The sequence below is a fragment of the Pseudomonas sp. TS_SC_3 genome (assembly GCF_056156225.1).
On record NZ_CM149586.1, the window covers coordinates 1,757,724 to 1,782,910 of the forward strand.

Consider the following 25,187-nt stretch of genomic DNA (forward strand, 5'->3'; position numbering starts at 1 on the left):
CATCGTTCCACACGCACTGTGTGACGCAACTGTGGCATGACAAACGAGAACGACTAGCCTGTCAATCAGCCACCGAGTAAACCCTTAGTGGCCGAGGGTTAATTGAGCCGTGTTACAGCCGCTCACCGCGCAACGCCGCCACCTGAGCTTGCAGCAACTCGCATTTGACCTGCTCGGGCGCAACTGGCGTGCCCGCCACCAGCGTGATGTGCGACCACAAACGCTTGAACAACCCCTTGTGCGGATCACGGCTGAAAAAGCTGCCCCACAAGCCTTGCAATGCCATGGGAATCACCGGGACCGGATTGTCCGCGATGATGCGCTCGATGCCGCTTTTGAACTCATTGAGTTCGCCATCGCAGGTCAACTTGCCTTCCGGGAAGATGCACACCACTTCACCGTTGCGCAGGTATTCGGCAATTTTCTTGAACGCAGCGTCGTAGATCAGCAGGTCTTCGTTGCGCCCGGCAATCGGCACGGTGCCGGCGGTACGGAAGATAAAGTTGAGCACCGGCAGGTTGTAGATTTTGTAGTACATGACAAAGCGCACCGGCCTGCGCACCGCGCCGCCGATCAGCAGCGCATCAACAAACGATACGTGGTTGCACACCAGCACCGCCGCGCCTTCATCGGGAATCGCTTCCAGCCCCTTGTGCTCAACCCGGTACATCGAGTGGCTGAGCAGCCAAATCATAAAGCGCATGCTGAATTCAGGAACGATTTTGAAGATGTAGCTGTTAACCGCGATGTTCATCAGCGAAATGGTTAAAAACAGCTGCGGGATCGACAGCTCGGCGACGCTGAGAAACAGAATCGAGGCAATGGCCGAGGCCACCATAAACAACGCATTAAGGATGTTGTTGGCGGCAATCACCCGCGCCCGCTCATGTTCCGCTGTGCGCGACTGGATCAATGCATACAGCGGCACAATATAAAAGCCGCCAAACATACCGATGCCCAGAATTGCGCCGAGAATCCACCACGCCTGGCCAAAACTCAGCACAGCCAACCAGTCATGCGGTTGCGCTGCTTGGGGGAAACCACCGGAAAACCACCACAGCAAAATGCCAAATACGGTTAGACCGATCGAGCCAAACGGCACCAGACCAATTTCCACTTTGTGCCCGCTCATGCGTTCACACAGCATGGAACCTAGGCCAATCCCTAAGGAGAACACGGTGAGAATCAGCGTCACAACGCTCTCATCGCCGTACAACCACTCCTTGGCATACGCCGGGATCTGCGTCAGGTACACCGCCCCCAGAAACCAGAACCACGAATTGCCCACCAGTGAGCGCGACACCGCTGGGCGCTGGCCCAGCCCCAACTTCATGATCAGCCAGGACTGCCGCAGGATATTCCAGTCCAGCTTGAGTTCAGGCATAGCAGCTGAGGCAGCGGGGATGCTGCGGCTGGCCAGGTAGCCCAGCACCGCCACCAGCACCACGCTGGCCGCAACGATATGCGCGTACCCACTGCTGGCCATGATGACGCCCGCGCCAATGGTGCCGGCGAGAATGGCCAGGAACGTGCCCATTTCCACCAGCGCGTTGCCGCCCACCAGTTCTTTTTCCTCAAGGTGCTGAGGCAAGATCGAATACTTCACCGGTCCAAACAGGGCCGACTGGGTGCCCATGGCAAACAGCACCGCCAGCATCAGCGACAGGTTGCCGAGCAACACCCCGGCAGCGCCCAGCAGCATGATTACGATCTCAGCGAACTTGATCTTGCGGATCAATGCGTCCTTGGCGAATTTCTCCCCAAACTGCCCACCCAGGGCAGAGAACAAGAAGAACGGCAGGATAAACAGCAAGGCGCAGAGGTTGACCAGCAAGGCCTTATCGGTGCCGGAGCTGATCTTGAACAGAATGGCCAGAATCAGTGACTGCTTGAAGATGTTGTCATTGAAAGCGCCCAACAGTTGGGTAATGAAAAACGGCAAAAAGCGCTTTTTACCCAGCAAGGCAAATTGAGATTGTTCGGTCATCGTCCGTGTACCTGTCTGCGAGGTGGTCAGGCATTTGACTGCAAGAACACCCGGCAAAGCCACAACCACACAGGCTTTTTGCAGCGCTTTTAGCAAAAAAGCCTGGTCACAGCGGCAATTGCCCCAACACGCCACGCAGCACAAAGAACACCAACAAACCGCCACCAATGGTTGCCAGCAGGTGCCGCGTCAGCGCCGCGATGGCAATTGTCGCCAGCCCCGCCAACAGGTAGGCGTTGTGCAGATTGAAAGCCCATTGCTGGCCATCGGGGATCAACATGCCAGGCACGACAATGGCACTCAACACCGCTGTCGGCACATAGTGCAGCCCCTGACGGATCAGCGGCGGGAAGCGCAGCTCAGGAAAGGCAAACAAACTGTAGCGGATGGCAAAGGTGATCAGCGCCATGCCGAGAATCAGCAGCCAGATATTCATCACACCCCCTCCATAGCAGTGACGGGCGTCTCACGCCGTTCCAGCAGCACGCCAATGGCAATACCACTGAACGCGGCCGCCATCAGCCCCAGCTTGTAAGGCCAGACATGGCACACCAGCGCCACGGCACCGGCCACCAGAGCCGCGGCAATTTGTGGCTGGCTACGCAGCGCCGGCACCACGATGCCAATAAAGGTCGCCAACATGGCGAAATCCAGCCCCCAGCCCGCTAGGTTAGGCACGCTCTGGCCAAACAGCGCACCCACCAGCGAGCTTGATACCCACGCCACGTAGAGCGCCAACGCCACACCGGCGTGATACCACTGGCCATGCTCCGTCATGCCACGCGCCAGGTAGCGGCGCTGCACCACCGCGAAGGTTTCATCAGTCAAACCGAAGGCCAGCGGTATCCGCCAGCGCTGCGCAAGCGGCCCCACATAGGGCTGCAGCGCCGCGCTGTAGAGCACATGGCGCAAATTAACGACCAAGGTGGTGAGCAGAATCACCACAGTCCCGCTGCCCAGCGTCAGTAGGCTGATGGCAATAAATTGCGCAGAGCCGGCATACACCAACAACGACATCCCCAACGCCTGACCGAGGCTAAGCCCCGCTAGGCTGGCCAACGCACCGTAAATCAACCCAAACGGCAGAATCCCAACGATCATTGGAATGCTGTCGCGACTGCCATAAAGAAAATGCTGCAAACGGCTCATGTGCCCTCCTTGTTGCCACTAGCCTGCCGCATCGCCGGCACGGGGTCTTGAACAATCTTGCGCAGCAACCTAACAGCGGACTGATTTGCCGCAACACAGCCAGAGGCTCACTGGCTAAACTGCCGGCATTGACCTGCCAGGACGTACTCATGCCAGAAGCCCTCGACACCTTACTGAATTTTGCCAGCGCCTTGGCCGCTGGCTTGCTGATTGGTGCCGAGCGCGGCTGGCAGGGCCGCAACAGCGATGATGCTCAGCTGGTAGCCGGGATTCGCAGCTTTGCCCTGAGCAGCCTGCTCGGAGCCTTTGCCATGCTGCTCAGCAGCCACTTCGGTGTTATCGCTTGGGCGGTCATCTTTGCCGGTTTTGCCATCCTGGTGGTGGCGTCCTACTTTGGCGAACTAAAACGCCTGGGCGATGCGGGCCTGACCAGCGAAGTGGCGCTGCTGATCACCTTTCTCCTCGGCAGCTTGTCCATGGCCGGGTACGCCGGCGTCGCGGCAGCGGGTGCGGTGGCGGTGGCTCTGCTGCTGAGCCTCAAGCAGTCATTGCACGGTGCCTTGCAGCGGCTCAGTGAAGCAGAGCTGTCCGGGGCGCTGAAACTGCTATTTATTTCCCTGGTGCTACTGCCCGCGCTGCCGAATCAAGGCTACGGCCCGTGGCAGACATTTAACCCTTACGCCATCTGGTGGATGGTGGTGTTGATCGCCGGCATCGGCTTTGCTGCCTATGTGGCAATCCGCCTGGTGGGGATGCGCAGCGGTTTGCTGATTACCTCACTGCTCGGCGGCATGGTGTCGTCAACGGCAATGACCGTGACCCTGGCCCGACTGGCCGCCGGCCGTAACCTGCAAGCGATCCTCGCGTGCGGCTTGCTCGCCACTTCAGCCCTGATGTTTCCGCGCATCTTGCTGGAAGTTGGTTTGATTAACGCCAGCCTGTTGCCCCAGTTGGCGTGGCCCTTGGGCATCGCGACCCTGGTGTATGCCAGCGGTGCCTTGCTGTACTTCCGACGCGCCGGCACGGAGACTGAAGAAGCGGCCGAGCCTCCCCTAAAAAACCCGTTTGAACTGGGCCCGGCCCTGCGCTTTGCCGCGCTGTTGGCGTTGATTCTATTTATGGTCGAGAGCGCGCAGCACTCGCTCGGCAATGTCGGCGTCTACCTGGTGGCGGTGCTCTCGGGGATGGCCGATGTGGATGCCATTACCCTGTCGCTGGCTCGCAGCGCCTTGGGCGAATTGGACGCACAGGTCGCGGTGCAGGGGATCTTTCTCGCGGCTTTGAGTAACAGCTTGGTCAAAGCGGCACTGGTCGCCCTGATTGGCGGCCGCAAATTGGCGCTGATGACCTTACCCGTCATGGCGGCCGGCATGCTGGCAGGTGCGTCGGTGTTGCTACTGCTTTAGCTCAGCGTTACAGCCCAGATTCTTGGGCCATGCGTACGGCGCCGCACAAGCCTCTGCTGCCTGCGGCTGGCACACAGCTCTACTGAGCCACTTCATCATCCAGCACCATCACACCGACTGCCTGCTCAAGCAGGTCGGCCGGTAGGCTCTTGCTGGCGCGGGCACCGAGCAGCTTGAGGTTTTCCACCCGGCTGATGATATTGCCGCGACCTTCGCAGAGTTTATTGCGCGCCCCCGCATAGGCTTTATCCAGCTGCTGCAGACGCGCACCGACTTCATCCAAATCCTGAATAAAGGCGACAAACTTGTCGTACAACGCCCCGGCGCGCTCGGCTATTTCTCGGGCGTTCTGGCTTTGCCGTTCCTGCCGCCACAGGCTGTCGATCACCCGCAGCGTGGCGAGCAAGGTTGTCGGGCTGACGATCACGATATGCTGATCGAAGGCTTCCTGAAACAAACCCGGATCGGCCTGCAGCGCTGCAGCAAAAGCCGCCTCGATCGGCACAAACAACAGCACGAAATCCAGGCTGTGCAGCCCTTCCAGGCGCTGATAGTCCTTCAGCGACAGGCCCTTGAGGTGGCTGCGTAACGACAGCACATGCTGCTTCAAGGCCACTTGCCGGGCTGGCTCATCTTCGGCGCCAATAAACTGCTGGTAGGCCGTCAGGCTGACTTTGGCATCCACCACCACCTGTTTGTCGCCGGGTAACTGGATCAGTACATCGGGCTGGAAGCGCTCACCATCGGCACTCTTCAGGCTGACTTGAGTGTGGTATTCACGCCCTTTTTCCAGGCCAGCGTGTTCCAGCACCCGCTCCAGCACCAACTCGCCCCAGTTACCTTGGGTTTTCTGGCCCTTGAGGGCACGGGTCAGGTTGGTTGCTTCATCACTCAAGCGCTGATTGAGCTGCTGCAAACGCTCCAGCTCTTTGCCCAGAGAAAAGCGCTCGCGCGCTTCTTGCTGGTAGCTTTCTTCCACACGTTTTTCGAAGGACTGAATGCGCTCCTTGAGCGGATCAAGCAACTGGCCGAGTTGCTGCTGGCTGGTTTCGGCAAAACGCTGCTCGCGCTCATCGAAGATCTTCCCGGCCAGCTCGGCGAATTGCGCACGCAGCTCATCACGCGCGCCCTGCAGATCGTTTAGGCGCTGCTGGTGGTTGTCGTGCTGTTCTTTGAGTTCGGCGCTGAGGGCTGCACGTTGAGCATCCAGGCGGCGGATTTCGCCTTCCTGTTGTTCGCGCTGTTGGGTTGAGGCCTGTACGGCTTCTCGGGCGATCTGCCGTTCCTGTTGCAGCAAATCGGTTTCACGGCGCAGGGCTGCCAATTCGGCTTGCTGATCGGCCTTGATCTCACTGATCTCGGCCAGTTCGGCCCGGCAATCATCCAGCTGCGCAGTCAAACCGGCCTGAGCCAGCTGGGCATGGCTCAACCGCTCTTGTAGCAAGCTGAACGCCACTTGCTGGCTGGCCATACGGCGCTGCAGCGACCAGGCCAGGTATAAAAGAGGCAATGCTGCAGCAACAATGCCGAGCAAAGCAGGTACCAGCGCAGTGGAAAGATCGATGGGCATAAGCAGCTCCGCAAAAAGTACTGGCAGTATAACCAGTACCTGCGCTGAGGTTAGAGCTGTTTAAGGAGTTGCTGCGCTTCTAGCGAGCCCTGCCCTGCCGCCATCTCCAGCCAATGCCGGGCTTTTTGCGGTTCGTTGTGGCGCGACTGGCAGTACAGCTGGCCAAGCTCCAATTGAGCGCCCATGTCACCGGCGCGGGCGGCCTGGCGCAGCAGCTCAAAACCCATACGCCGGTCACGCGGGTTGCCACAGTCACGGCAGAGCATTTGGCCCAACCGGCTTTGCGCTTGCACCACACCCTGCAAAGCAGGCTGCTTAAGCAGGTGACCGGCAAAGCGTTTAACGCTCGGCGCATCGCCCAGACGTGGGCTGTCGAGTAACCAAAGCGCAACACGCGTAGGCAAACGAGGTGGGGTAACGGAGTGAGCAGCAGGGACACGAGTGATTACGCGAGGCATAAAAAGCAGTGGTAGCTGGGAAGGCGCGCCACTCTACTCTTATTTTTGCCAAGGTAAAGCCTTGTAAAAAGCGCTAAGCAGCGAGCTAGAGCAAGTGCTTGGCTTAATCCACAGAAGCTGTGGATAACTTCGTGGATAACATGGGAGCAAGCGCCCTGAGCGCCTATGCTGTGGGACTCAAGGTCAAACTGGTGATTTTTTCACCAGCTTAAAAAAACCATATATTTCATTGACTTATAAAATCAACAAAAAGAATCAAAGGTTTACGTCAAGCATTGGATTTTGCTTGACGGCGCGCATCGCGATTGTGCACAAGTCGATGCGGCACACCGTCGCACTGCCCTTTTTCAGGGCAAAATCAGCTGTAAGAGCCGTTTTATCTAGGCTCAAGCGGCCTTTGCAGAAGCGCTTGATCAGCACTCAATGAATGAAAGACCGAAGGCTGATGCTGCAAGGATGCCTTGCTGAAGCGCACACGCGCCTCGTGATTGGCAGCATCGCGCACATGGGTTACCGTCCCGCCTCGCAACTCCCTCACGATGGATCAGTGCTTATGCCCAGCCGGCGCACCTGGCTGCGACTTATCAGTTGCCTGGTTTTACTGCTCGCCCTTCTTGGCGCCTACGGCTACCTGAGCCTGAATCGTCTGCTCGAACGCGAGCACATCGAAACCTTCAAATGGCAAGGGCTGGGCCTCAATACCCAGGGCATCGAGCTTGACCAGCTCAGCCTGCAGCACCCAAGCGGTGCAGTGCAGCTGCAACACCTGCGACTGCAGTGGCGCGGCTTTAGCCTCGCGCCGCCCTTTTGGCAGCACGTGCAGATCGCCAACCTGTACCTGAACCTGCCCGCTCAACCTGTACCAGCAGCCGACGACAGCACGGACGTTGAGCTACCGCTTGAGCAACTCGCCGCCGTTACCCGCCTCTTGCCGCAACATGTGCAGATTGATGCGCTGCACATCGAGCTGCCCTGCGCCGATACGCGCTGCCAGTTGCTCGGCGACCTGCAGCTACTTAGAGATGCAACCCAGCTTGATGCGCAGCTCAACCTGCGCCATCAGCAGGACCAACTGAGCTGGCACGCGCAGTTGCAGGGCGACGCACAAACGGCGGCGCTGCAACTGAACCTGGCGATCAATCAGCAACCGCAACTGCAGCTCAGCAGCCGCCTGCAACAGCGTGCTGCCGGCCCATTCTGGCAAGGCGACTTCACCGGCGACCTGCAACAAAGCGCGGCGCTGCAAAGCTGGCTGAGCCAATGGCTGCCCAATTCAGAAGGTACGCAACCGCAAACGCCGGCGGCAGCCCAGCTGCAAGCCAGTTGGCAACTGCAACTGGCTCCTGGCCCCCTTAATGTGGCGCAGCTGCAGCAGGCCAGCGGTCAATTGCAGGCACGCGCCTACCTGCCCGAGCCGTGGCCCATTCCGGCGCTTGGTCAATTGCAGGGCAGGTTCGATTTGTCCGCCCAGGCACTGGATGGGCAGTGGCTGGCCGAAAGCCTCAACGCCGATCTCAACCTCAAACGGCTTGCTCCTGCCCTTTTCAGTGGCGTGCCGACCGAACTACATCCCGATGCACTGCAGCTAACGATCCAGGCCACGCCAATGCCGGACAACCTGGCGCCGCAGCTGATTGATCGCGCCCTGCCCCTGCAACTCCAGCTGAGTGGCCAAGGCCGCAGCCAATTTCAACTGCAGGGTACGCTGGCGCTGGCCAATGGCTTGCCTTGGGGAATGCAGCTGCTGGCCGGCAGCCTTAAAACCTCGACCCCGGCATTTCAACTGCAGGGCTGGGAAATCGGCGCACTGCAAACGCAGTTGCAGCTCGACGCTTACCTGGACGCACAGCAACTGGAGCTCGCTCTTGGTAAAGGCTCGCAGCTCAGCCTGCAGCACCTGCGCGGTGCGGATATGCAGGCGCAGCAACTCAAGGCCAACAGCAGCGGGATAAAACTGCAGGCACAACTGGCGGCGGGTACGCTGCAGGGCTGGCAGCTGCAAGGCCCGCTCGAACTAAGTGCGCAGCTGCAACATGAGCAACTGCAGCCCCACCGCTGGTACTGGCAAGGCCCTGTAAATGCCAGCCAGCTGCAGGCCGAACTGGATGGCACACTGCGCAACGATGCCGGGCTGCAACTCAAGCTGCAGGCGCAACACAGCAGCGCCAAAGGCTTGAGCCTGCAAGCGCAACTGGCAGAATTATTCCTGCGCAGCGGCAACCCCTTGCACAACAGCTTTACCGCCTGGCCACCCCTGCTAGAGCTGAATAACGGACGCCTGAATGCCAGCGCCAGCCTGACCCTAGCCAGTGATCAACAGCGGCCCACGGTCAACCTTGAACTTAGCGCTAAGGGCTTGGCCGGGATTTATGACCGCACCGCGCTGGAGGGGTTGGACGGCCGCTTGGTTATGCGACTCGACCCTAAGCAGCTGCAACTGGAGTTAGCGCAGCTGCGCCTGGCGCAGGTCAATCCGGGTATGCCGCTGGGTCCTATTCAGCTCAGTGGTCGCTACAGCGCCCCGTTAAACACGCCGACTCAGGGCCAGTTAAAGCTAGAGCAAACCGAGGCCGCGCTGATGGGCGGCAAGCTGAAACTGACACCCGGACAATGGGACCTGGCGAGCGCGCCGCTGTTATTCCCGGTGCAGGTGCAAGGCCTCGAGCTTGAGCAACTGTTTATCCTCTACCCGACCGAAGGCTTGGCGGGTACCGGCACCATCGACGGTTATTTACCGCTGCAGTTCAGCAGCCAGGGCGTGACCATTGCACAGGGTCAACTCAACGCCCGCACGCCGGGCGGCCAATTGCAGTTTCAATCTGAACGTATCCGCGCGCTGGGTCGCAGTAACTCGGCCATGCAGCTGGTTACGCAGTCACTGGAAGACTTCCGCTTTACCACCCTCAGCAGCCAGGTCGATTACGACCAACACGGCAAGCTGAATCTGGCCATGCGCCTGGAAGGACAAAACCCAGCGATCGAGCAGGGCCGGCCGATTCACTTCAACATCAACCTGGAAGAAGATATTCCAACGCTGATGGCCAGCCTGCAATTGACTGACAAGGTCAATGACATCATCAAGCAACGCGTGCAACAGCGTATGCTGGAGCGCAATGCCAAGAAGGCTCCGACAGAGCCATGATTCATGATCAAGGAGAAGCGCCATGCGCTTGCGTAACTGTTTCGCCGCCCTGCTGCTGGTCGTTTTCAGCGCGGCCTGCACCCCGACCGTGCAGCTGGCGATGCCCAACGAGCCGATCAACATCAACCTCAATGTGAAGATCGAGCACGAAATTTATATCAAGGTGGATAAAGCCCTGGACAGCATGTTCAGTGAATCCAGCGGATTGTTCTAAGGAGCCCACGCATGAATATGTATAAACGCCTTGCCAGCCTGTTGTTGCTACTGAGCCTGAGCCTGCCGGCCGTAGCCCTTAACCTCAATGAAGCCATGTCCGCCCTGAGTGATGCCAAGGCCAGCGGCCAATTGGGCGAAATGCCTAATGGTTATCTGGGCGTGGTGAGCAATGGCGGTCAGGCCGCCGAAATCGCCCAGCTGATCAACCAGGCGCGCCGCGCTGAATACCAGAAGCTGGCGGCGCAGAACGGCATCCAGCTCAGTGACGTGGAAGCCATTGCCGGGCAGAAAGCCATCGACAAAACCCCCGCTGGGCAGTTCATCCAGTTGCAAGGCAAGTGGCAGCGCAAATAGCTTGTCGCAAGAACCAACAAGGAGCGCATTGCGCTCCTTGTTGGTTTTACCTAGAGCCTACTTACGATCTCGCGAGCTAGAGTCCTGCGAGGCAAAAAGAGGCGAGGAAGCGGAGTGTACTGTTGTACATGAGCATTCCGAGCCTGTTTTTAACGCAGCAGGGCCGACGCGCAGCAGATCGTATGCAGGCTCTCAGCGCTGCTGAATCAATGGCTGCCCCGCTTTCGGTTTGAAATACAGGGTTTCACCGCGAGTGAGGTTGGCCAGGCTAAGGTGATCCTTGGCCACTTCGGCTTCAATCGGCTCGCTCTGGCCGGCGACCTTGAGGGTCACGCGGGTTATCGCACCAAGCGGGCGAATGTCGCGCACCTCGCCAGCCTGGTGGCCCTCTTCGGCCTGGCGCGAGAGGTGAATCTCGTGTGGGCGGAACAGCACGTGGTGGTCATCACCGACGTACAGACGGTTAGCATCACCGAGGAAGTGATAGACGAAATCACTGGCCGGGTTTTCGTACACCTCACCTGGCGAGCCGATCTGCTCGATTACGCCCTTATTCATCACCACAATGCGATCAGCCACTTCCATGGCTTCTTCCTGGTCGTGGGTGACAAATACCGAGGTTAGGTGCACTTCTTCGTGCAAGCGCGCCAGCCAGCGGCGCAATTCCTTGCGTACCTTGGCATCCAAGGCGCCGAAGGGTTCGTCGAGCAGCAGCACTTTCGGCTCAACCGCTAGGGCGCGAGCCAGGGCGATACGCTGACGCTGGCCACCGGAAAGCTGTTCGGGGTAGCGATCCGCCAGCCAGTCGAGCTGCACTAAGTCGAGCAACTCGTGGACCTTCTTCTTGATGGTGTTCTCGTTCGGCCGCTCGCCCTTGGGCTTCATGCGCAGGCCAAAGGCGACGTTATCGAACACAGTCATATGGCGGAACAGCGCGTAATGCTGAAACACGAAGCCGACGTTACGGTCGCGCACATCGTGGTTGGAGACATCCTCGCCATGGAACTCGATGCTGCCGCTGTCCGGGGTTTCCAGGCCGGCGATGATGCGCAGCAAGGTGGTTTTGCCGCAGCCGGACGGGCCGAGCAAGGCTACCAACTCGCCGCTCTGGATATTCAGGTTGATGTCGTTAAGCGCTTTGAACGCATTGAAGTTCTTGCTGACATTGGAGACTACGATCGACATGACTTATTCCTCGCCAGCACTGGCTTTCAGGCGGTTGATACGGGACTCGCTCCACTGCTTGAGCAGCAGGATAAACACCGCCATCAGCAACAGCAGGCTGGCGACGCTGAACGCGGCGACGTGATTGTATTCGTTATAAAGAATCTCGACATGCAGTGGCAGCGTATTGGTGTAACCACGGATATGCCCGGAGACCACCGACACCGCGCCAAACTCACCCATGGCCCGCGCGGTACACAGCACCACGCCGTAGATCAGGCCCCATTTGATATTGGGCAGGGTCACGTGCCAGAACATCTGCCAGCCGTTGGCGCCGAGCAAGCGCGCGGCCTCCTCTTCCTGAGTGCCCTGCTCCTGCATCAGCGGGATCAGCTCGCGGGCAACAAAGGGCACGGTGACAAACACCGTGGCTAGGACGATGCCCGGCAAGGCGAAGATGATCTGAATATCGTGCTCGCGCAGCCACGGGCCGAAGAAGCCCTGGGCCCCAAACAGCAGCACATAGATCAGACCGGCGATCACCGGCGACACCGAGAACGGCAAGTCGATCAGGGTGACCAGCAGGCTCTTGCCGCGAAACTCATACTTGCTTACGCACCAGGCGGCGGCCACGCCGAACACCAGGTTGAGCGGCACCGAAATGCCCACCGCGAGCAGGGTCAGCTTCAGCGCACTGATCGCGTCGGGCTCGAAGATCGCGCCAAAGAAGGTGCCGAAGCCGTGCTTTAACGCCTCACTCAGCACGATAAACAGCGGCAACACGAGGAACAGCACAAACACCAGCCAGGCGCTGAGGATCAGCAGCCGGCGACCGAGCACGTTGCCGCGTCGTGCCGCGTTGGCCGAGGCTGACGCGCTTAGGGTGATAGAAGACATGGCGACCTCCTCAGGACTTGGCGATCTGGCGCTGCAGCAGGTTAATCAGCAGCAGTAGGATGAAGGACACCACCAGCATTAACACGCCAATCGCCGTGGCACCGGTGTAGTCGTATTGGTCGAGCTTGACCATGATCAGCAGCGGCAGGATCTCGGTCTTCATCGGCATATTGCCGGCGATAAAAATCACCGAACCGTACTCACCAACACCACGGGCAAAGGCCAGGGAAAAGCCGGTCAGCCAAGCCGGCAGCAACGCTGGCAGCAGCACATGGCGAAACACCTGCAGCGGCTTGGCGCCGAGACAGGCCGCAGCCTCTTCGACCTCACGCGGGATGTCAGCCAGCACCGGCTGAATAGTGCGCACCACAAACGGCAGAGTGACAAAGGTCAGCGCCAGGGTGATACCGATGGGCGTATAGGCAATCTTGAAGCCCAAGTCGGTCGCAAACCGGCCGACCAGCCCGCTGGGGGCATACAAAGCAGTCAGGGCGATACCGGCAACGGCGGTGGGCAAAGCAAAGGGCAAGTCGATCATCGCTTCGATGATCTTGCGGCCTGGGAAGGTGTAACGCACCAGCGCCCACGCCAACAGCGTGCCGATAATGCCGTTGATGATGGCGGCCGCGAAGGCCGTGGCAAAGCTCAGCTTGAGCGCGGCCAGCACCCGCGGTGCGGAAATGATGGCCCAGAATTCAGCCCAGGTGAGCTGAGCGGCGTGAACAAACATGGCACCCAGAGGAATCAGCACCAACAGGCTGAGGTACACCAGGGTGTAGCCCAGCGTCAGCCCGAAGCCGGGTATGACCGGGGAAGTACGACGAGACATGGTTTGGCCTTGTACTGGTTATGCGGCGAACGAATGACGCGTGGCGAGCGAAGGTCAGACTGTAGGGTGGAAGTCGCTTTTCACTTCCACCAACGGTGGCTTCACGCAAGTCGATGGGGGATCGGTGAAGCGTGATCCACGGGGTGGCCATCCACCCTACGAACTACTAACTACTGGGCCTGGTAGATCTGATCGAAAACCCCGCCATCGTTAAAGAACTTCGGCTGTGCGGTTTTCCAACCGTTAAAGTCCTTGTCGATGGTCACCAGTTTCAGCTGCGGGAACTGCTTGGCGAACTCACTGGCAATGGCCTGGTTACGCGGACGGTAGAAGTGCTTGGCCGCCAGACGCTGGCCTTCATCGCTATACAGGTAGTTGAGGTAGGCCTCAGCCACTTTACGGGTGCCCTTCTTGTCGACGTTCTCATCGACTACAGCCACCGGTGGCTCGGCCAGGATCGACAGCGACGGTGCGACGATTTCGAAGTTGTCGCCGCCCTCTTCTTTCAATGCCAGGAAGGCTTCGTTTTCCCAGGCCAGCAGCACATCACCGATCTGGTTGTTGACGAAGGTGATGGTCGAACCACGGGCACCGGTATCGAGTACCGGCACGTTTTTATAGAGCTGGCCGACAAATTCTTGCGCCTTGGCTTCGCTGCCGTATTTCTGCTGGGCGTAGGCCCAGGCGGCGAGGAAGTTCCAGCGCGCACCGCCGGAGGTTTTCGGGTTCGGGGTGATCACTTCCACGCCCGGCTTGACCAGATCATCCCAGTCCTTGATGCCTTCAGGGTTGCCCTTGCGCACCAGGAACACGATGGTCGAGGTGTAGGGCGTGCTCGATTGCGGCAGACGCTCTTGCCAGTTTTCCGGGATCAGCTTGCCGAGCTTGTGCAGCTCATCGATATCACCGGCCAGCGCCAGGGTTACCACATCGGCACGCAGGCCATCGATTACCGCACGGGCCTGCTTGCCCGAGCCACCGTGGGACTGTTGAATGGTGATGGCTTCATTACCCTGGGCTTGCCAGTACTTGTTAAAGGCAGCGTTAAATTCACTGTACAGCTCGCGGGTCGGGTCGTAGGACACGTTGAGCAGGGTTTCTGCGGCTGCCACCGGGCCTGCGGCTCCGGCAATAGTCAGTGCGCTGGCGAGGGCGGCAAAAGCAAAACGGCGAATGGACATGGTGCAGCTCCTAAATTTTTGAGTGTTTGTTGGCTTTTTCTTTAGGGGGTGGCGGTCAACAGCGCATTCGCGAGTGACAGCTGCAATACCGGTGTGTGCTCATGGTTTCTGCTCGGTTCATGCTCACACCCTCCGGTGGTCCAGTCGGGTTTTGAGGCTCGGTGTTGGTTTAACGGGTCAGGCGTTCTTGCCGGCCGGGGCCTGCAAGCGGAATTTTTCCTTGCGCTCGATCTGCACGACCTGGCCGTTGTGCACAGTGATTTCCACCGAGCCAAACTTCAGGCCATTCAGCGCAGCCTGGATCTCGCGCAGGATGCTGGCGTCGTCCTGACCTTCAAGGTTACGAAGGGTTGCGGTCATGGTGGTGCTCCTTGAAATAGCCCCACTGCGAGTGACGAAAACGGGTCGTGGTCAGTGGGCGTGGAGCGGATAGTAGAGAGCAGTAGATATTCTTAAAAATATTATTTAAGAACATTTATATGCTTTTTTGCATATACCAATTCATGACCTTCTCGCACAGAGAAGTTAGATTTAGGGCATAAGCAAATAAGTTCTTATTCTTTTTGATATTCATCAGCCCTTCCTACACTGCAGCCATTCATATCTGCAGGAGGGCGCACGATGCGCAACGAAACTATCCGTTACCTGATAGTGCCGGGCTGGCAAGGATCGGCCGACGCGCATTGGCAAAGCCACTGGCAGCGCAGCCTGCCGAACAGCGCCCGGGTGGAACAGGCCGACTGGCTAAACCCCACGCGTGAAGACTGGGTCGCCGAACTGCAGCGCAGCATCGCCAGTGATCCGCGTCCGACCATCCTGATTGCCCATAGCCTGGGCTGCATCACCGTGGCGCATTGGGCAGCCCAGGCACCGCTGGAATCGCTACGCCGAGTGCGCGCGGCTTTGCTGGTCGCCCCAGCCGATGTGGAACGGGCCAACTGCCCGCCAGCGCTGCAGAACTTTGCGCCGATTCCGCAGCACCAGCTGCCCTTCCCCAGCCAGTTGGTCGGCTCGGATAACGACACGGCGGCCAGTGCCGCGCGGGCTATCGAGATGGCCCGCGATTGGGGCAGTGATGTGGCGATTCTCAGCGGCGCTGGGCATATCAATGTGCAGTCCGGGCATCAGCGTTGGGAGCAAGGTTTTGCCTACCTGTATCGCCTGCAGAGCCGTATCGAACAAGCCGACCGCCGCCACGCCTGAATAGCCAATCGCCTGAACGGCCGCAGGCCCTGTAAAGATCATGCAACCTGCCCGCTCGCAGCCCGAGCCGGGCTGGAGACTCGTTTATGAGCCAGAACAGCTTCAGTGGCCAGCCGCTGCTGACCTTCCCCGATGCAGAAAAAAATGATCAGGAAGCATTTTTAACGTCGCGCAGCGACGGCCCGCAGGGGGGCAGCCATGGATGGCAGGCCCTAAAAAGCCCGCTAAGCATCCGCGCCAAAGCGCTGGTGTTTATCGATCCCCGCTCCCGGCAGCTACGCGACCAGGTCGAACTGCTTGCCACACAACCTTTACCGCTGCTGATTGAAGGCGAAACCGGCACCGGTAAAGAGTTGTTGGCGCGGCATATCCACCGCGCCAGCGAACGGCCGGGGCTGTTTGTCGCGCTCAGCTGCAGCGGCCTCAGCAGCCAGCATGCCCGGGCAGAACTGTTCGGCATCTACGCCCAGCGTCTAAGCCTGCCGCTGCCAGTCATCAGCGATGCCGCACAGCAACTCCTAGAGGCCCACAGCTGGCCAGGCAATACCCGCGAGTTGGAAAACGTCATCCACTTCGCCCTGCTGGTTAGCAGCGGTGAGGAAATCCTCAGCCAGCACCTCAACCTGGCGGGCAGCGTGGCGCCCTTGACGGCGTTGCAGCAAAACCTTGAGCAGCTGTTTAACCAAGCCCAACCCGAGCAGCTGCACGCGCTGCAGCAACTGCTTGAACACAGCCGCGAACGCCTGCAAGGGCTCCTCGGGCCCTGAGGTGTACGGGCGCAGAATTAACATTTAGCTATATCAATAGCTTAAAAAGTTACTTTTTAAGAATAAAAAACTTGTGCAGTATCGCACCCCACACACTGGCCAACGGGTCAGGCATTCAACCCCGCGCTGATTGATCGGCGCAGTGACGAGGAACGTCTGCATCATGCTCAAGAAAATTCTGCTGGCCAGCGCCATTACGTCAAGCCTGTTGGGCAGTGCTGCGGCACTGGCCGAAGACACACCCATTCTGAACGCCTCCTACGACATCGCCCGCGAACTGTTTGCCGAGATCAACCCTAAATTCGTGGCCCACTGGAAAGAGCAAACCGGCAAAGAGTTGAAGATCGACCAGTCGTTCGCCGGCTCCTCGCGCCAAGCTCAGGACATCATCCAGGGTAAGAAAGTGGATACCGTGACCTTTAACCAAGTCACCGACGTGGACATTTTGGCCAAGCGCGGTTTGCTGCGTGAAGACTGGGCCAAACAGTTCCCCAACAACAGCTCGCCTTACTACAGCACCACGGCGTTTCTGGTGCGCAAGGGCAACCCGAAGAATATCAAGGACTGGAACGACCTGGCCCGCGAAGACGTGAAGCTGGTGTTCCCTAACCCGAAAACCTCCGGCAACGCCCGTTACAGCTACCTGGGTGCCTGGCTGTATGCCAACGAGCAGTTCAAGGGCGATGAAACGCAGGTCAAGGCCTTTGTTGGCAGCGTGCTGCGCAACGTCGAAAACTTCCCCACCGGTGGCCGCGCCGCTACCGTCGCCTTTGCCCAAAATGGCCAGGGTGATGTGCTGCTGACCTTTGAATCGGAAGTGGTCAACATTGCCAATGGTGAGGAATTTAAGTCCGGCGAATACGAAATCGTGGTGCCGCCGGTCAGCGTGCTGGCCGAGTTCCCGGTGGCGCTGGTCGACAAAGTGGTCGATCAAAAAGGCACCCGTGACGTCTCCAAAGCCTACCTGGACTTCCAGTACAGCAAGGACATTCAGCAACTGCTGACCACCTACAACTACCGCGTGCACAACCCGGAAGTGGTGGCGGCCACCGCTGCGCAGTTCCCGCAGATCCGCCTGATCAACCCGACCGAAGTCCTTGGCACGTGGGATGAGATCACTGCCAAACACTTTGATGCCGATGGTATTCTTGACCAGCTGCTCGCTGAGGGTCGCTAGGCCCTACTGGATTAAGGAACAAAACAAGCCGCCGTACTTACGGCGGCTTGTGCATTTAGAGATCTGTGTGTGCCTAAGACTCCCCGCTTCTTTTTGCAGAACCCGCTGCTGCCAGGCTTTGGCCTGAGCTTCGGCTTCAGCACGTTTTATATATCGCTGGTGATCCTGTTTCCGCTGTCGGCGTTGCTGCTGTATGTCAGCGACATGAGCTGGGCGCAGTACTGGCGTGCCATCAGCGACCCGCGCGTGGTGCAGAGCTACAAGGTGACCATTAGCGGCGCGTTCTACGCGACCATCGCCACCGTGCTGATTGGGATGTTGCTGGCGTGGATCATCACCCGCTATGACTTCCCCGGCCGCCGCCTGGTGGATGCGCTGATCGATCTGCCCTTCGCCCTGCCCACCTCCGTCGCCGGCCTGACCCTGGCGACGCTGCTGGCGCCGGGCGGCTGGCTCGGGCAGTGGCTGGCACCGATGGGCATCAAGCTGGCCTATGCCTACCCGGGCATCCTCATCGCCATGGTGTTTACCAGCCTGCCGTTTGTAGTGCGTACGGTGCAGCCGGTGCTGCAGGACCTGGGCCGCGACTATGAAGAAGCCGCCAGCACCCTGGGCGCCAATCGCCTGCAAACGTTCTTTTACGTGGTGCTGCCAACCCTGATCCCGGCCCTGGTTACCGGGGCGTCGCAATCCTTTATCCGCAGCCTCGGCGAGTTTGGCGCGGTGATCATGATTGCCGGCAACATCCCGTTCAAAACCGAAGTGTCCTCGCTGATGATTTTCGTGCGTCTGCAGGAGTTCAACTACCCAGCGGCTGCGGCAATTGCCTCAGTCATTCTGCTGGCCTCACTGGTACTGCTGTTTACCCTGCAAGTGCTGCAAGGCCGCCTGTTCAAATGGCAACGGCAAGGCAAATGAAAAAACCTCAATACTGGCATCAATGGCTGTTGATCGGCCTCGGGCTAAGCCTGATCACCCTGATTCTGCTGGTGCCGCTGGCGCTGATTTTCAGTAAAGCGTTTTCCGGTGGGCTGGCCTTGCTATGGGGCAACCTTGGCGAGGACTACATGCTTCACGCCATCGGCCTCACTCTGTTAGTGGCGGCACTGACGGTACCGATCAACCTGTGTTTCGGCATTCTGCTGGCCTGGTGCGTGACCCATTACGACTTTCGCGGGCGCAAGCTGCTGACCACCTTGCTCGACATCCCCTATGCGGTATCACCGGTGGTGGCCGGTCTGTGCTACCTGGTGGTGTATGGGCTGGAGCACGCCCTGGGCCGCTGGTTCTACGATAACGGCATGCAACTGATGTTTGCCTGGCCGGGTATCGTCATGGTGACGGTATTCGTCACCGCGCCCTATGTGGCGCGCATCCTGATTCCGGTGATGCAGTCCCAAGGCCAGGATGAAGAGACTGCTGCGTTGTGCCTGGGTGCCAACGGCTGGCAAATCTTCCGCCATATCACCCTGCCGAAGATTAAATGGGCGCTGCTGTATGGCGTGGTTATCACCAATGCCCGCGCAGTGGGCGAGTTCGGTGCGGTGTCGGTGGTGTCCGGCACCATCCTCAACCAAACCCTGACCCTGCCGTTGTTGGTCGATCAGCTGAACAACGACTACAAACCCGCCGCCGCCTTTACCGCCGCCGCGCTGCTGGCCTGCATGGCTCTGCTGACGCTGTTGCTGAAAACTTTTATGGAATGGCGTCAGCGCAGCCTGATGCAACGCGCCGAGGCGACTCACTGACCAATACTGCAGCGGCCAGCCCCTCATACTCAGAGGCAGCCCCTGGCCAATAAAAAAAGATGAGCGCCCTGCCTGAACGCTCACCTTAAAAACGGGGCATGGATTTCATGCCATCACTGCTGCGCCGGTCACTGACCGGCGCTTGTCTACACGCCCGCAGCGAAAACGCCAGTGCCTCGCCGTTGAACGACCCGCCCCAAAAAATCGCACACCTGGTGACCGAGCGGGTTGTGCCCTCCGTGCATCTGCGCATGGCGCTACAAGCGCTCAACGCTTCACGTGGGTATTACAAGCCTCGACGAGGGCGTAACGGCCTTTTGCACACGCCGGAACCCAACAAAAATCGGGGTTAAACAGGATGGCCGGCGAGCCATTGAGCACACGCTAAATGATCTAAAAAAGACCATGCCAATAATTTTTAGGCATTAGCTTATGGGCATCATGACTAACCAATGCTTATTCTTTTTAGTTACTACAAGGTGAAAATAAATTCTTTTTAGGGATTACAAATAATCCCTACAGTGCGCTCAAGCCGACAGCGGACCACCGCATCGGGCCCATAACAGGGGCTCCTTGTTTCGCTGAGATCGGCACAACGCACGCCGTCCGCCCGAGCCCCTCCTGCAGTGCCACTTAGTCCGCACAGACCTGCATTTGGAGCATCGCCCATGAACATATCCACCCTGGCCCTGGCCATTAGCCTGGCTGCCATCACCCATCAGGCCACCGCCGCCGGCTTTATCGAAGACGGCAAAGCCAGCCTCGGCCTGCGTAATTTTTATATCAATGCCGACCAGCGTCACGGCGGCGGCACTACCCAGGCAGAATGGGGCCAAGGTTTTATCTTCAACTACCAGTCTGGCTATACCGCAGGCACCGTTGGGGTGGGCGTTGATGCCCTGGGCTTGCTTGGGGTCAAGCTGGACTCCGGCAAGGGCCGTCATGGCAACCCGACCAGCAACAACTACGGCGGCATCGTGTTCCCCACCGATGAAAACGGCCGCGCAGTGGATGACTTCAGCAGCCTTGGTTTGACCGGCAAAGTGCGCATATCCAAGACCGAAGCGCACCTTGGCACGCTGCAGCCCAAACTACCGGTGGTGACCTTCAACGATGGTCGCCTGCTGCCACAAACCTTCGAAGGTGGGCAGATCACCTCCTCCGAAATTAAGGGGCTGACCCTGACCGGTGGCCAACTGGAGCATGCCAAGGGGCGCAACTCGAGCGACGCACGCGGCCTGTCTATTGGCGGTGCGAACAACGCCAAGACCGGGCAATTCAGCAACGCCTTCTACTTTGCCGGCAGCGATTACAAGGTCACTGACAACCTGCTGGCCCAGTACTACTTCGGCAACCTTGAAGACTTTTACCAGCAGCACTTCCTTGGTCTGACCCACAACTGGGCGTTGCCGCTGGGCGCGCTGAAAACCGACCTGCGCTACTTCAACAGCACGTCTGACGGCAAAAACGCCAGCGCCGCAGGCCGTGCGCAAGGTTATCGCAGCAGTGGCTATTGGGCAGCCGGTGCAGCCGACCCCGATCGTTACGAGATCGACAACCAAACCTGGAGCGCGCTGTTCACCTACAGCCTCAGCGGCCATGCACTGAGCGCCGGCTACCAGCAGGTGTCCGGCGACAGCGCCATCCCCTTCCTCAACCAGGGCGATGGCGCCACCGCCTACCTGATTACCGACCGCCAGATCGGTAAATTCCTGAGCGCCGGGGAGCGCACCTGGCTGGCCGAATACGCCTATGACTTTGCCAACGCTGGCATTCCGGGCCTGAAAGCCAGCGTGACCTACCTGTCCGGCAGCCACATCGACGCTGCCGCCAATGACCGCAAGGAATGGGAGCGCGATTTCCGCCTGGACTACGCCCTGCAGAACGGCCCGCTAAAAGGCCTGGGTTTTTCCTGGCGTAACGCGACCTTGCGCAGCAACGTCGCCACCGATCTGGACGAGAACCGTCTGATCGTCAGCTACAGCGTGCCGCTGCTGTAACGCCTGGGTGGCAACCGGCCTGAGCACAGGCCGGCTTTAGCTCTGCAACAGCTATGGCCTGAATGTGTGGTGAGTGCTTTTACCCGAATGAGCGGTGGGATCGCCTCAGTGACGGCTCCTGTCGCGAACACTGTTTTTCACCGCTGAAGCCACACTCACAGCAGCGTCTGACCTGCTGACGACAGAAATCTGATATGCATTTACGATCTAAATAAATGGCTATTTATTCTTTTTAAATTATAAAAAGACTGCGCATAGTAATTCCCACGCCATCACATACCCAAGGAGAACACCCATGACCATCCGACTCGGCGATATCGCCCCCGACTTCGAACAGGACTCCAGTGAAGGCCGCATTCGCTTCCACGAATGGCTGGGCAATAGCTGGGGCGTGCTGTTCTCCCACACGGCTGATTTCACCCCGGTGTGCACCACCGAACTGGGCTTTACCGCCAAGCTTAAAGAGCAGTTTGCCGAACGCGGCGTCAAGGCCATCGCCCTGTCGGTTGACCCAGTGGACTCGCACCTGAAGTGGATCGACGACATCAACGAAACGCAAAACACCACGGTCAACTTCCCGATCCTGGCCGACGCCGATCGCAAGGTCTCCGACCTCTACGACCTGATCCACCCGAACGCCAACGACACCTTGACCGTGCGTTCGCTGTTCATCATCGACCCGAACAAGAAAGTGCGCCTGATCATCACCTACCCGGCCAGCACCGGGCGCAACTTCCACGAGATCCTGCGGGTGATCGATTCGCTGCAACTGACCGACAACCACAAGGTCGCCACCCCGGCCAACTGGGTGGATGGTGATGAAGTGGTGATCGTGCCGTCGCTCAAGGATGAAGACGAAATCAAGCAGCGCTTCCCCAAAGGCTACCGCGCCGTCAAACCTTACCTACGTCTGACCCCGCAGCCGAACCGCTAAGGACTGAAGATGCTTGTCGTATCCCTGGGCGGCAGCCCAAGCCTGAAATCACGCAGCAACATCCTGCTGGAGCGCGCCAAACAATGGTTACAACTGCGCGGCATTGAAGTGATCAGCTACCAGGTGCGTGATTTCAATGCCGAAGACCTGCTGTTCGCTAATTTCAGTAGCCCGGCCGTGCAGCAGCTTATCGAGCAGGTTGGCCGCGCCGACGGCGTGATTATCGCCACGCCGGTGTACAAGGCCTCGTTTTCCGGCGCATTGAAGACACTGCTCGATGTGCTGCCTGAGCGCGCACTCAACCACAAGGTGGTGCTGCCCATTGCTACCGGTGGCAGCAGCGCCCACATGCTCGCCGTGGACTACGCGCTCAAGCCGGTACTGGCGGCGCTGAAAGCCCAGGAAATGCTGCACGCCATCTTTGCTGACGACAGCCAGATTGCCTACGGCGAGAACGGCGCTGCGGCGCAGCTAGCACCGGCGCTGGAACAACGGTTGGATGATGCCTTGCAGCACTTCCAGCAAGCCCTGGCCCGTCGGCCGGCACCGATTGATCCGGGCGTATTGAATGATCGACTGATCAACGCCCGCTGGAGTATCTGACACACCGCAACACGCTTTACCCCACCTTACTCGCCCGCCAACGGGCAAGCAGGTCGCCACCCAATAACCCCATTAGCAAAGGAGAGCGCTATGCGCACTATCACTTTGCGTCGGAGTCTGGTCGCCCTGTTTGCAGCGGCCATTTCTTTCGGCGCCATCACCCAAGCACAAGCCCAGTCAGAACAAAGCGTATTGCGAATCGGCTATCAGAAATACGGCACCCTGGTTCTGCTCAAAGCCAAGGGCACGCTGGAAAAGCGTCTGGCCGACAAAGGCATCGACGTTAAATGGACCGAGTTCCCCGGCGGCCCGCAGCTGCTCGAAGGGTTGAACGTCGGCTCCGTAGACTTCGGCACCACCGGCGAAACCCCGCCGGTATTTGCCCAGGCCGCTGGCGCGGACCTGCTGTATGTCGCCTATGAGCCACCGGCGCCGACCAGCGAAGCCATTCTGGTGCCGAAAGACTCGCCGCTGAAATCGGTCGCCGATCTCAAGGGCAAGAAAATCGCCCTAAACAAAGGCTCCAACGTGCACTACCTGCTGGTACGCGCCCTGGAAGATGCTGGCCTGAAATACAGCGACATCCAACCGGTGTACCTGCCGCCTGCCGATGCCCGCGCCGCCTTCGAGCGTGGCAGCGTCGACGCCTGGGTGATCTGGGACCCCTTCCAGGCCGCCGCCGAAAATCAGCTGCAAGCACGCACCCTGCGTGATGGCCAAGGCCTGGTGAACAACCACCAGTTCTACCTGGCGACCAAGCCCTACGCCGAGAAAAACCCGGAAGTGGTTGAAGTGCTGATCGACGAGATCCGCGGCATTGGCGAATGGACCAAAAACAACAGCGCTGCAGCCACCGCCCAGGTCGCTCCACTGCTGGGTCTGTCGGCAGAAATCACCCGTGTTGCCGTCGAGCGCCAGAGCTATGGCGCCCAGCTGATCACCCCGGAAGTGATCGAGGCGCAGCAGAAGATCGCCGACACCTTTACCGATCTGAAACTGATCCCCAAGCGCCTGGTAATCAAGGATGTGATCTGGACCGCGCCGACTCAAGCGGCCCCGGCCAAGGTCGCAACAGCCCAATAACCACTCGCGACAGCAGCACCACCGTAGCCCGGAGCCATCCGGGCTACGCCCACGATTTCGTAAGAGGAGACCACTCCATGAGCTTGAATATTTTCTGGTTCCTGCCCACCCATGGCGACGGCAAATACCTGGGCACCGCCGAGGGCGCACGCGCCGTCGATCACGGTTACCTGCAGCAGATTGCCCAAGCAGCCGACCGCCTTGGCTTTGGCGGTGTACTGATCCCGACTGGACGTTCCTGCGAGGACTCCTGGCTGGTAGCCGCCTCCTTGATTCCGGTGACCCAGCGCCTGAAATTCCTCGTAGCCCTGCGCCCCGGGATCATTTCCCCGACGGTCGCCGCGCGTCAGGCTGCAACCCTTGATCGCCTGTCCAATGGCCGCGCGCTGTTCAACCTGGTGACCGGTGGCGACCCGGATGAGCTGGCCGGCGATGGCCTCAACCTGTCCCACGCCGAACGCTACGAAGCCTCGGTGGAATTCACCCGCATCTGGCGCCGCGTGCTGGAAGGTGAAGTGGTCGACTACGACGGCAAACATATTCAAGTCAAAGGCGCCAAACTGCTCTACCCACCTATCCAACAACCGCGTCCGCCGCTGTATTTCGGCGGCTCGTCAGAAGCTGCGCAGGATTTGGCCGCCGAGCAGGTCGAGCTGTACCTGACCTGGGGCGAGCCACCGGCTGCGGTCGCCGAAAAGATCGCCCAAGTGCGTGAGAAAGCCGCCGCCCAAGGCCGTGAAGTGCGCTTCGGCATCCGCCTGCACGTGATCGTGCGCGAAACCAATGCCGAGGCCTGGGCTGCCGCCGACAAGCTGATCAGCCGTGTTGACGACGACACCATCGCCCGTGCCCAGGCCTCCCTGGCGCGCTTCGACTCGGTCGGCCAACAGCGCATGGCCGCCCTGCACGGCGGCAGCAAGGATAACCTGGAAGTGTCCCCCAACCTCTGGGCCGGGGTCGGCCTGGTGCGTGGCGGTGCCGGCACGGCATTGGTTGGCGATGGCCCGACCGTGGCCGCACGGGTCAAGGAATACGCCGACCTGGGTATCGACACCTTTATCTTCTCCGGCTATCCGCACCTAGAAGAGTCGTACCGAGTCGCCGAACTGCTGTTCCCGCATCTGGACGTCAACCGCCCAGAGGTACCCAGCGGTGCCAGCTATGTCAGCCCGTTCGGCGAGATGATCTCCAGCGACATCCTGCCCAAGGCGGCTTCGGCCAGTTGATCTGAAGACTTCGTAGCCCGGATGCAATCCGGGGCTCTGCACTCCGGTTTCCCCGGATTGCATCCGGGCTACGGCGATAGGTGGACAAGGATT

24 protein-coding genes are annotated in these 25,187 nt (G+C 59.4%); 14 read left to right on the top strand and 10 right to left on the bottom strand.

Features of this window, described 5'->3' with window-relative positions; genetic code table 11:
* Window positions 1-112 precede the first annotated feature (112 nt).
* From AC0J6G_RS08450 to AC0J6G_RS08460, 3 genes are all read right to left on the bottom strand, one after another.
* Window positions 113-1,987, bottom strand: coding sequence for an MFS transporter (locus tag AC0J6G_RS08450; protein ID WP_475253061.1), 1,875 nt, complete (start codon window positions 1,985-1,987; stop codon window positions 113-115).
* A 106-nt stretch (window positions 1,988-2,093) separates the two neighbouring features.
* Window positions 2,094-2,423 (bottom strand): AzlD domain-containing protein, encoded by a 330-nt coding sequence (locus AC0J6G_RS08455; protein WP_475253063.1) that lies wholly within the window; start codon window positions 2,421-2,423, stop codon window positions 2,094-2,096.
* Window positions 2,423-3,136, bottom strand: coding sequence for an AzlC family ABC transporter permease (locus AC0J6G_RS08460; protein WP_475253065.1), 714 nt, complete (start codon window positions 3,134-3,136; stop codon window positions 2,423-2,425). Before AC0J6G_RS08460 ends, AC0J6G_RS08455 begins: the two co-directional genes overlap by 1 nt.
* A 149-nt stretch (window positions 3,137-3,285) precedes the next feature.
* Here AC0J6G_RS08460 and AC0J6G_RS08465 point away from each other — a divergent pair, with 149 nt between their 5' ends.
* On the top strand, window positions 3,286-4,542 hold the full coding sequence (locus AC0J6G_RS08465; RefSeq protein ID WP_475253067.1) for an MgtC/SapB family protein: 1,257 nt from the start codon (window positions 3,286-3,288) through the stop codon (window positions 4,540-4,542).
* Between the two features lie 79 nt (window positions 4,543-4,621).
* Here the strand turns inward: AC0J6G_RS08465 and AC0J6G_RS08470 are convergent, their stop codons facing one another.
* Window positions 4,622-5,986: a DNA recombination protein RmuC gene (locus tag AC0J6G_RS08470; RefSeq protein WP_475253655.1), complete on the bottom strand. Its 1,365-nt coding sequence runs from the start codon at window positions 5,984-5,986 to the stop codon at window positions 4,622-4,624.
* A gap of 176 nt (window positions 5,987-6,162) precedes the next feature.
* Window positions 6,163-6,570: a tetratricopeptide repeat protein gene (locus AC0J6G_RS08475; RefSeq protein WP_475253069.1), complete on the bottom strand. Its 408-nt coding sequence runs from the start codon at window positions 6,568-6,570 to the stop codon at window positions 6,163-6,165.
* 553 nt (window positions 6,571-7,123) lie between these two features.
* On the opposite strand from AC0J6G_RS08475, the gene AC0J6G_RS08480 reads away from it, so the two are divergent.
* The 3 genes from AC0J6G_RS08480 to AC0J6G_RS08490 are packed head-to-tail and all read left to right on the top strand — an operon-like array spanning window position 7,124 to window position 10,282.
* Complete coding sequence (locus AC0J6G_RS08480) at window positions 7,124-9,712, top strand: intermembrane phospholipid transport YdbH family protein (RefSeq protein WP_475253071.1); 2,589 nt, start codon at window positions 7,124-7,126, stop codon at window positions 9,710-9,712.
* 22 nt (window positions 9,713-9,734) lie between these two features.
* Entirely contained in the window at window positions 9,735-9,926 is a 192-nt protein-coding gene (locus tag AC0J6G_RS08485; protein WP_475253073.1) for a YnbE family lipoprotein, read from the top strand.
* An 11-nt stretch (window positions 9,927-9,937) separates the two neighbouring features.
* Complete coding sequence (locus AC0J6G_RS08490) at window positions 9,938-10,282, top strand: YdbL family probable chaperone protein (protein ID WP_475253075.1); 345 nt, start codon at window positions 9,938-9,940, stop codon at window positions 10,280-10,282.
* A 192-nt stretch (window positions 10,283-10,474) separates the two neighbouring features.
* Here the strand turns inward: AC0J6G_RS08490 and AC0J6G_RS08495 are convergent, their stop codons facing one another.
* From AC0J6G_RS08495 to oscA, 5 genes are all read right to left on the bottom strand, one after another.
* Window positions 10,475-11,467: a sulfate/molybdate ABC transporter ATP-binding protein gene (locus tag AC0J6G_RS08495; protein ID WP_475253077.1), complete on the bottom strand. Its 993-nt coding sequence runs from the start codon at window positions 11,465-11,467 to the stop codon at window positions 10,475-10,477.
* Between the two features lie 3 nt (window positions 11,468-11,470).
* Window positions 11,471-12,343 carry a sulfate ABC transporter permease subunit CysW gene (gene cysW / locus AC0J6G_RS08500; RefSeq protein ID WP_475253079.1) on the bottom strand — a complete coding sequence of 291 codons (873 nt, stop codon included), beginning with the start codon at window positions 12,341-12,343 and terminating at the stop codon, window positions 11,471-11,473.
* Between the two features lie 10 nt (window positions 12,344-12,353).
* Window positions 12,354-13,172: a sulfate ABC transporter permease subunit CysT gene (gene cysT / locus AC0J6G_RS08505; RefSeq protein ID WP_475253081.1), complete on the bottom strand. Its 819-nt coding sequence runs from the start codon at window positions 13,170-13,172 to the stop codon at window positions 12,354-12,356.
* A gap of 170 nt (window positions 13,173-13,342) precedes the next feature.
* Window positions 13,343-14,353: a sulfate ABC transporter substrate-binding protein gene (locus AC0J6G_RS08510; RefSeq protein WP_475253083.1), complete on the bottom strand. Its 1,011-nt coding sequence runs from the start codon at window positions 14,351-14,353 to the stop codon at window positions 13,343-13,345.
* 177 nt (window positions 14,354-14,530) lie between these two features.
* Window positions 14,531-14,713, bottom strand: a complete 183-nt coding sequence (gene oscA / locus AC0J6G_RS08515; protein WP_233684666.1) for a sulfur starvation response protein OscA — start codon at window positions 14,711-14,713, stop codon at window positions 14,531-14,533.
* Between the two features lie 261 nt (window positions 14,714-14,974).
* On the opposite strand from oscA, the gene AC0J6G_RS08520 reads away from it, so the two are divergent.
* The 10 genes from AC0J6G_RS08520 to ssuD all read left to right on the top strand — a co-directional run bounded on the left by AC0J6G_RS08520 (window position 14,975) and on the right by ssuD (window position 25,094).
* Complete coding sequence (locus AC0J6G_RS08520) at window positions 14,975-15,556, top strand: alpha/beta hydrolase (RefSeq protein ID WP_475253086.1); 582 nt, start codon at window positions 14,975-14,977, stop codon at window positions 15,554-15,556.
* 86 nt (window positions 15,557-15,642) lie between these two features.
* Complete coding sequence (locus AC0J6G_RS08525; protein WP_475253088.1) at window positions 15,643-16,323, top strand: sigma 54-interacting transcriptional regulator; 681 nt, start codon at window positions 15,643-15,645, stop codon at window positions 16,321-16,323.
* A 163-nt stretch (window positions 16,324-16,486) separates the two neighbouring features.
* The gene (cysP, locus tag AC0J6G_RS08530) at window positions 16,487-17,500 is read left to right on the top strand and encodes a thiosulfate ABC transporter substrate-binding protein CysP (RefSeq protein WP_475253090.1); all 1,014 of its coding nucleotides are present in this window, start codon (window positions 16,487-16,489) and stop codon (window positions 17,498-17,500) included.
* 69 nt (window positions 17,501-17,569) lie between these two features.
* Window positions 17,570-18,418, top strand: coding sequence for a sulfate ABC transporter permease subunit CysT (gene cysT / locus AC0J6G_RS08535; RefSeq protein WP_475253092.1), 849 nt, complete (start codon window positions 17,570-17,572; stop codon window positions 18,416-18,418).
* Window positions 18,415-19,248 carry a sulfate ABC transporter permease subunit CysW gene (gene cysW / locus AC0J6G_RS08540; protein WP_475253094.1) on the top strand — a complete coding sequence of 278 codons (834 nt, stop codon included), beginning with the start codon at window positions 18,415-18,417 and terminating at the stop codon, window positions 19,246-19,248. The genes cysT (AC0J6G_RS08535) and cysW (AC0J6G_RS08540) overlap by 4 nt, the downstream gene beginning before the upstream one ends.
* Before the next feature lie 668 nt (window positions 19,249-19,916).
* Window positions 19,917-21,248: an OprD family porin gene (locus AC0J6G_RS08545; RefSeq protein WP_475253096.1), complete on the top strand. Its 1,332-nt coding sequence runs from the start codon at window positions 19,917-19,919 to the stop codon at window positions 21,246-21,248.
* Between the two features lie 295 nt (window positions 21,249-21,543).
* Entirely contained in the window at window positions 21,544-22,182 is a 639-nt protein-coding gene (locus AC0J6G_RS08550; protein ID WP_475253098.1) for a peroxiredoxin, read from the top strand.
* A 9-nt stretch (window positions 22,183-22,191) separates the two neighbouring features.
* Window positions 22,192-22,785, top strand: a complete 594-nt coding sequence (gene ssuE / locus AC0J6G_RS08555; RefSeq protein ID WP_475253100.1) for an NADPH-dependent FMN reductase — start codon at window positions 22,192-22,194, stop codon at window positions 22,783-22,785.
* Between the two features lie 90 nt (window positions 22,786-22,875).
* Entirely contained in the window at window positions 22,876-23,868 is a 993-nt protein-coding gene (locus tag AC0J6G_RS08560) for a sulfonate ABC transporter substrate-binding protein (protein WP_475253102.1), read from the top strand.
* Window positions 23,869-23,945: 77 nt separating this feature from the next.
* A complete protein-coding gene (gene ssuD / locus AC0J6G_RS08565) occupies window positions 23,946-25,094 on the top strand; it encodes an FMNH2-dependent alkanesulfonate monooxygenase (protein ID WP_475253104.1) in 1,149 nt (382 codons plus the stop codon).
* Window positions 25,095-25,187: the final 93 nt, after the last annotated feature.

Coding starts and splice junctions, on each gene's coding strand:
- AC0J6G_RS08465 (WP_475253067.1), top strand. CDS start 3,286: ATGCCAGAAGCCCTCGACACCTTACTGAATTTTGCCAGCGCCTTGGCC.
- AC0J6G_RS08450 (WP_475253061.1), bottom strand. CDS start 1,987: ATGACCGAACAATCTCAATTTGCCTTGCTGGGTAAAAAGCGCTTTTTG.
- AC0J6G_RS08475 (WP_475253069.1), bottom strand. CDS start 6,570: ATGCCTCGCGTAATCACTCGTGTCCCTGCTGCTCACTCCGTTACCCCA.
- cysW (WP_475253079.1), bottom strand. CDS start 12,343: ATGTCTTCTATCACCCTAAGCGCGTCAGCCTCGGCCAACGCGGCACGA.
- AC0J6G_RS08520 (WP_475253086.1), top strand. CDS start 14,975: ATGCGCAACGAAACTATCCGTTACCTGATAGTGCCGGGCTGGCAAGGA.
- AC0J6G_RS08485 (WP_475253073.1), top strand. CDS start 9,735: ATGCGCTTGCGTAACTGTTTCGCCGCCCTGCTGCTGGTCGTTTTCAGC.
- AC0J6G_RS08480 (WP_475253071.1), top strand. CDS start 7,124: ATGCCCAGCCGGCGCACCTGGCTGCGACTTATCAGTTGCCTGGTTTTA.
- AC0J6G_RS08545 (WP_475253096.1), top strand. CDS start 19,917: ATGAACATATCCACCCTGGCCCTGGCCATTAGCCTGGCTGCCATCACC.
- AC0J6G_RS08550 (WP_475253098.1), top strand. CDS start 21,544: ATGACCATCCGACTCGGCGATATCGCCCCCGACTTCGAACAGGACTCC.
- AC0J6G_RS08460 (WP_475253065.1), bottom strand. CDS start 3,136: ATGAGCCGTTTGCAGCATTTTCTTTATGGCAGTCGCGACAGCATTCCA.
- AC0J6G_RS08560 (WP_475253102.1), top strand. CDS start 22,876: ATGCGCACTATCACTTTGCGTCGGAGTCTGGTCGCCCTGTTTGCAGCG.
- cysW (WP_475253094.1), top strand. CDS start 18,415: ATGAAAAAACCTCAATACTGGCATCAATGGCTGTTGATCGGCCTCGGG.
- oscA (WP_233684666.1), bottom strand. CDS start 14,713: ATGACCGCAACCCTTCGTAACCTTGAAGGTCAGGACGACGCCAGCATC.
- ssuE (WP_475253100.1), top strand. CDS start 22,192: ATGCTTGTCGTATCCCTGGGCGGCAGCCCAAGCCTGAAATCACGCAGC.
- ssuD (WP_475253104.1), top strand. CDS start 23,946: ATGAGCTTGAATATTTTCTGGTTCCTGCCCACCCATGGCGACGGCAAA.
- AC0J6G_RS08510 (WP_475253083.1), bottom strand. CDS start 14,353: ATGTCCATTCGCCGTTTTGCTTTTGCCGCCCTCGCCAGCGCACTGACT.
- AC0J6G_RS08455 (WP_475253063.1), bottom strand. CDS start 2,423: ATGAATATCTGGCTGCTGATTCTCGGCATGGCGCTGATCACCTTTGCC.
- cysT (WP_475253081.1), bottom strand. CDS start 13,172: ATGTCTCGTCGTACTTCCCCGGTCATACCCGGCTTCGGGCTGACGCTG.
- AC0J6G_RS08490 (WP_475253075.1), top strand. CDS start 9,938: ATGAATATGTATAAACGCCTTGCCAGCCTGTTGTTGCTACTGAGCCTG.
- AC0J6G_RS08495 (WP_475253077.1), bottom strand. CDS start 11,467: ATGTCGATCGTAGTCTCCAATGTCAGCAAGAACTTCAATGCGTTCAAA.
- cysP (WP_475253090.1), top strand. CDS start 16,487: ATGCTCAAGAAAATTCTGCTGGCCAGCGCCATTACGTCAAGCCTGTTG.
- AC0J6G_RS08525 (WP_475253088.1), top strand. CDS start 15,643: ATGAGCCAGAACAGCTTCAGTGGCCAGCCGCTGCTGACCTTCCCCGAT.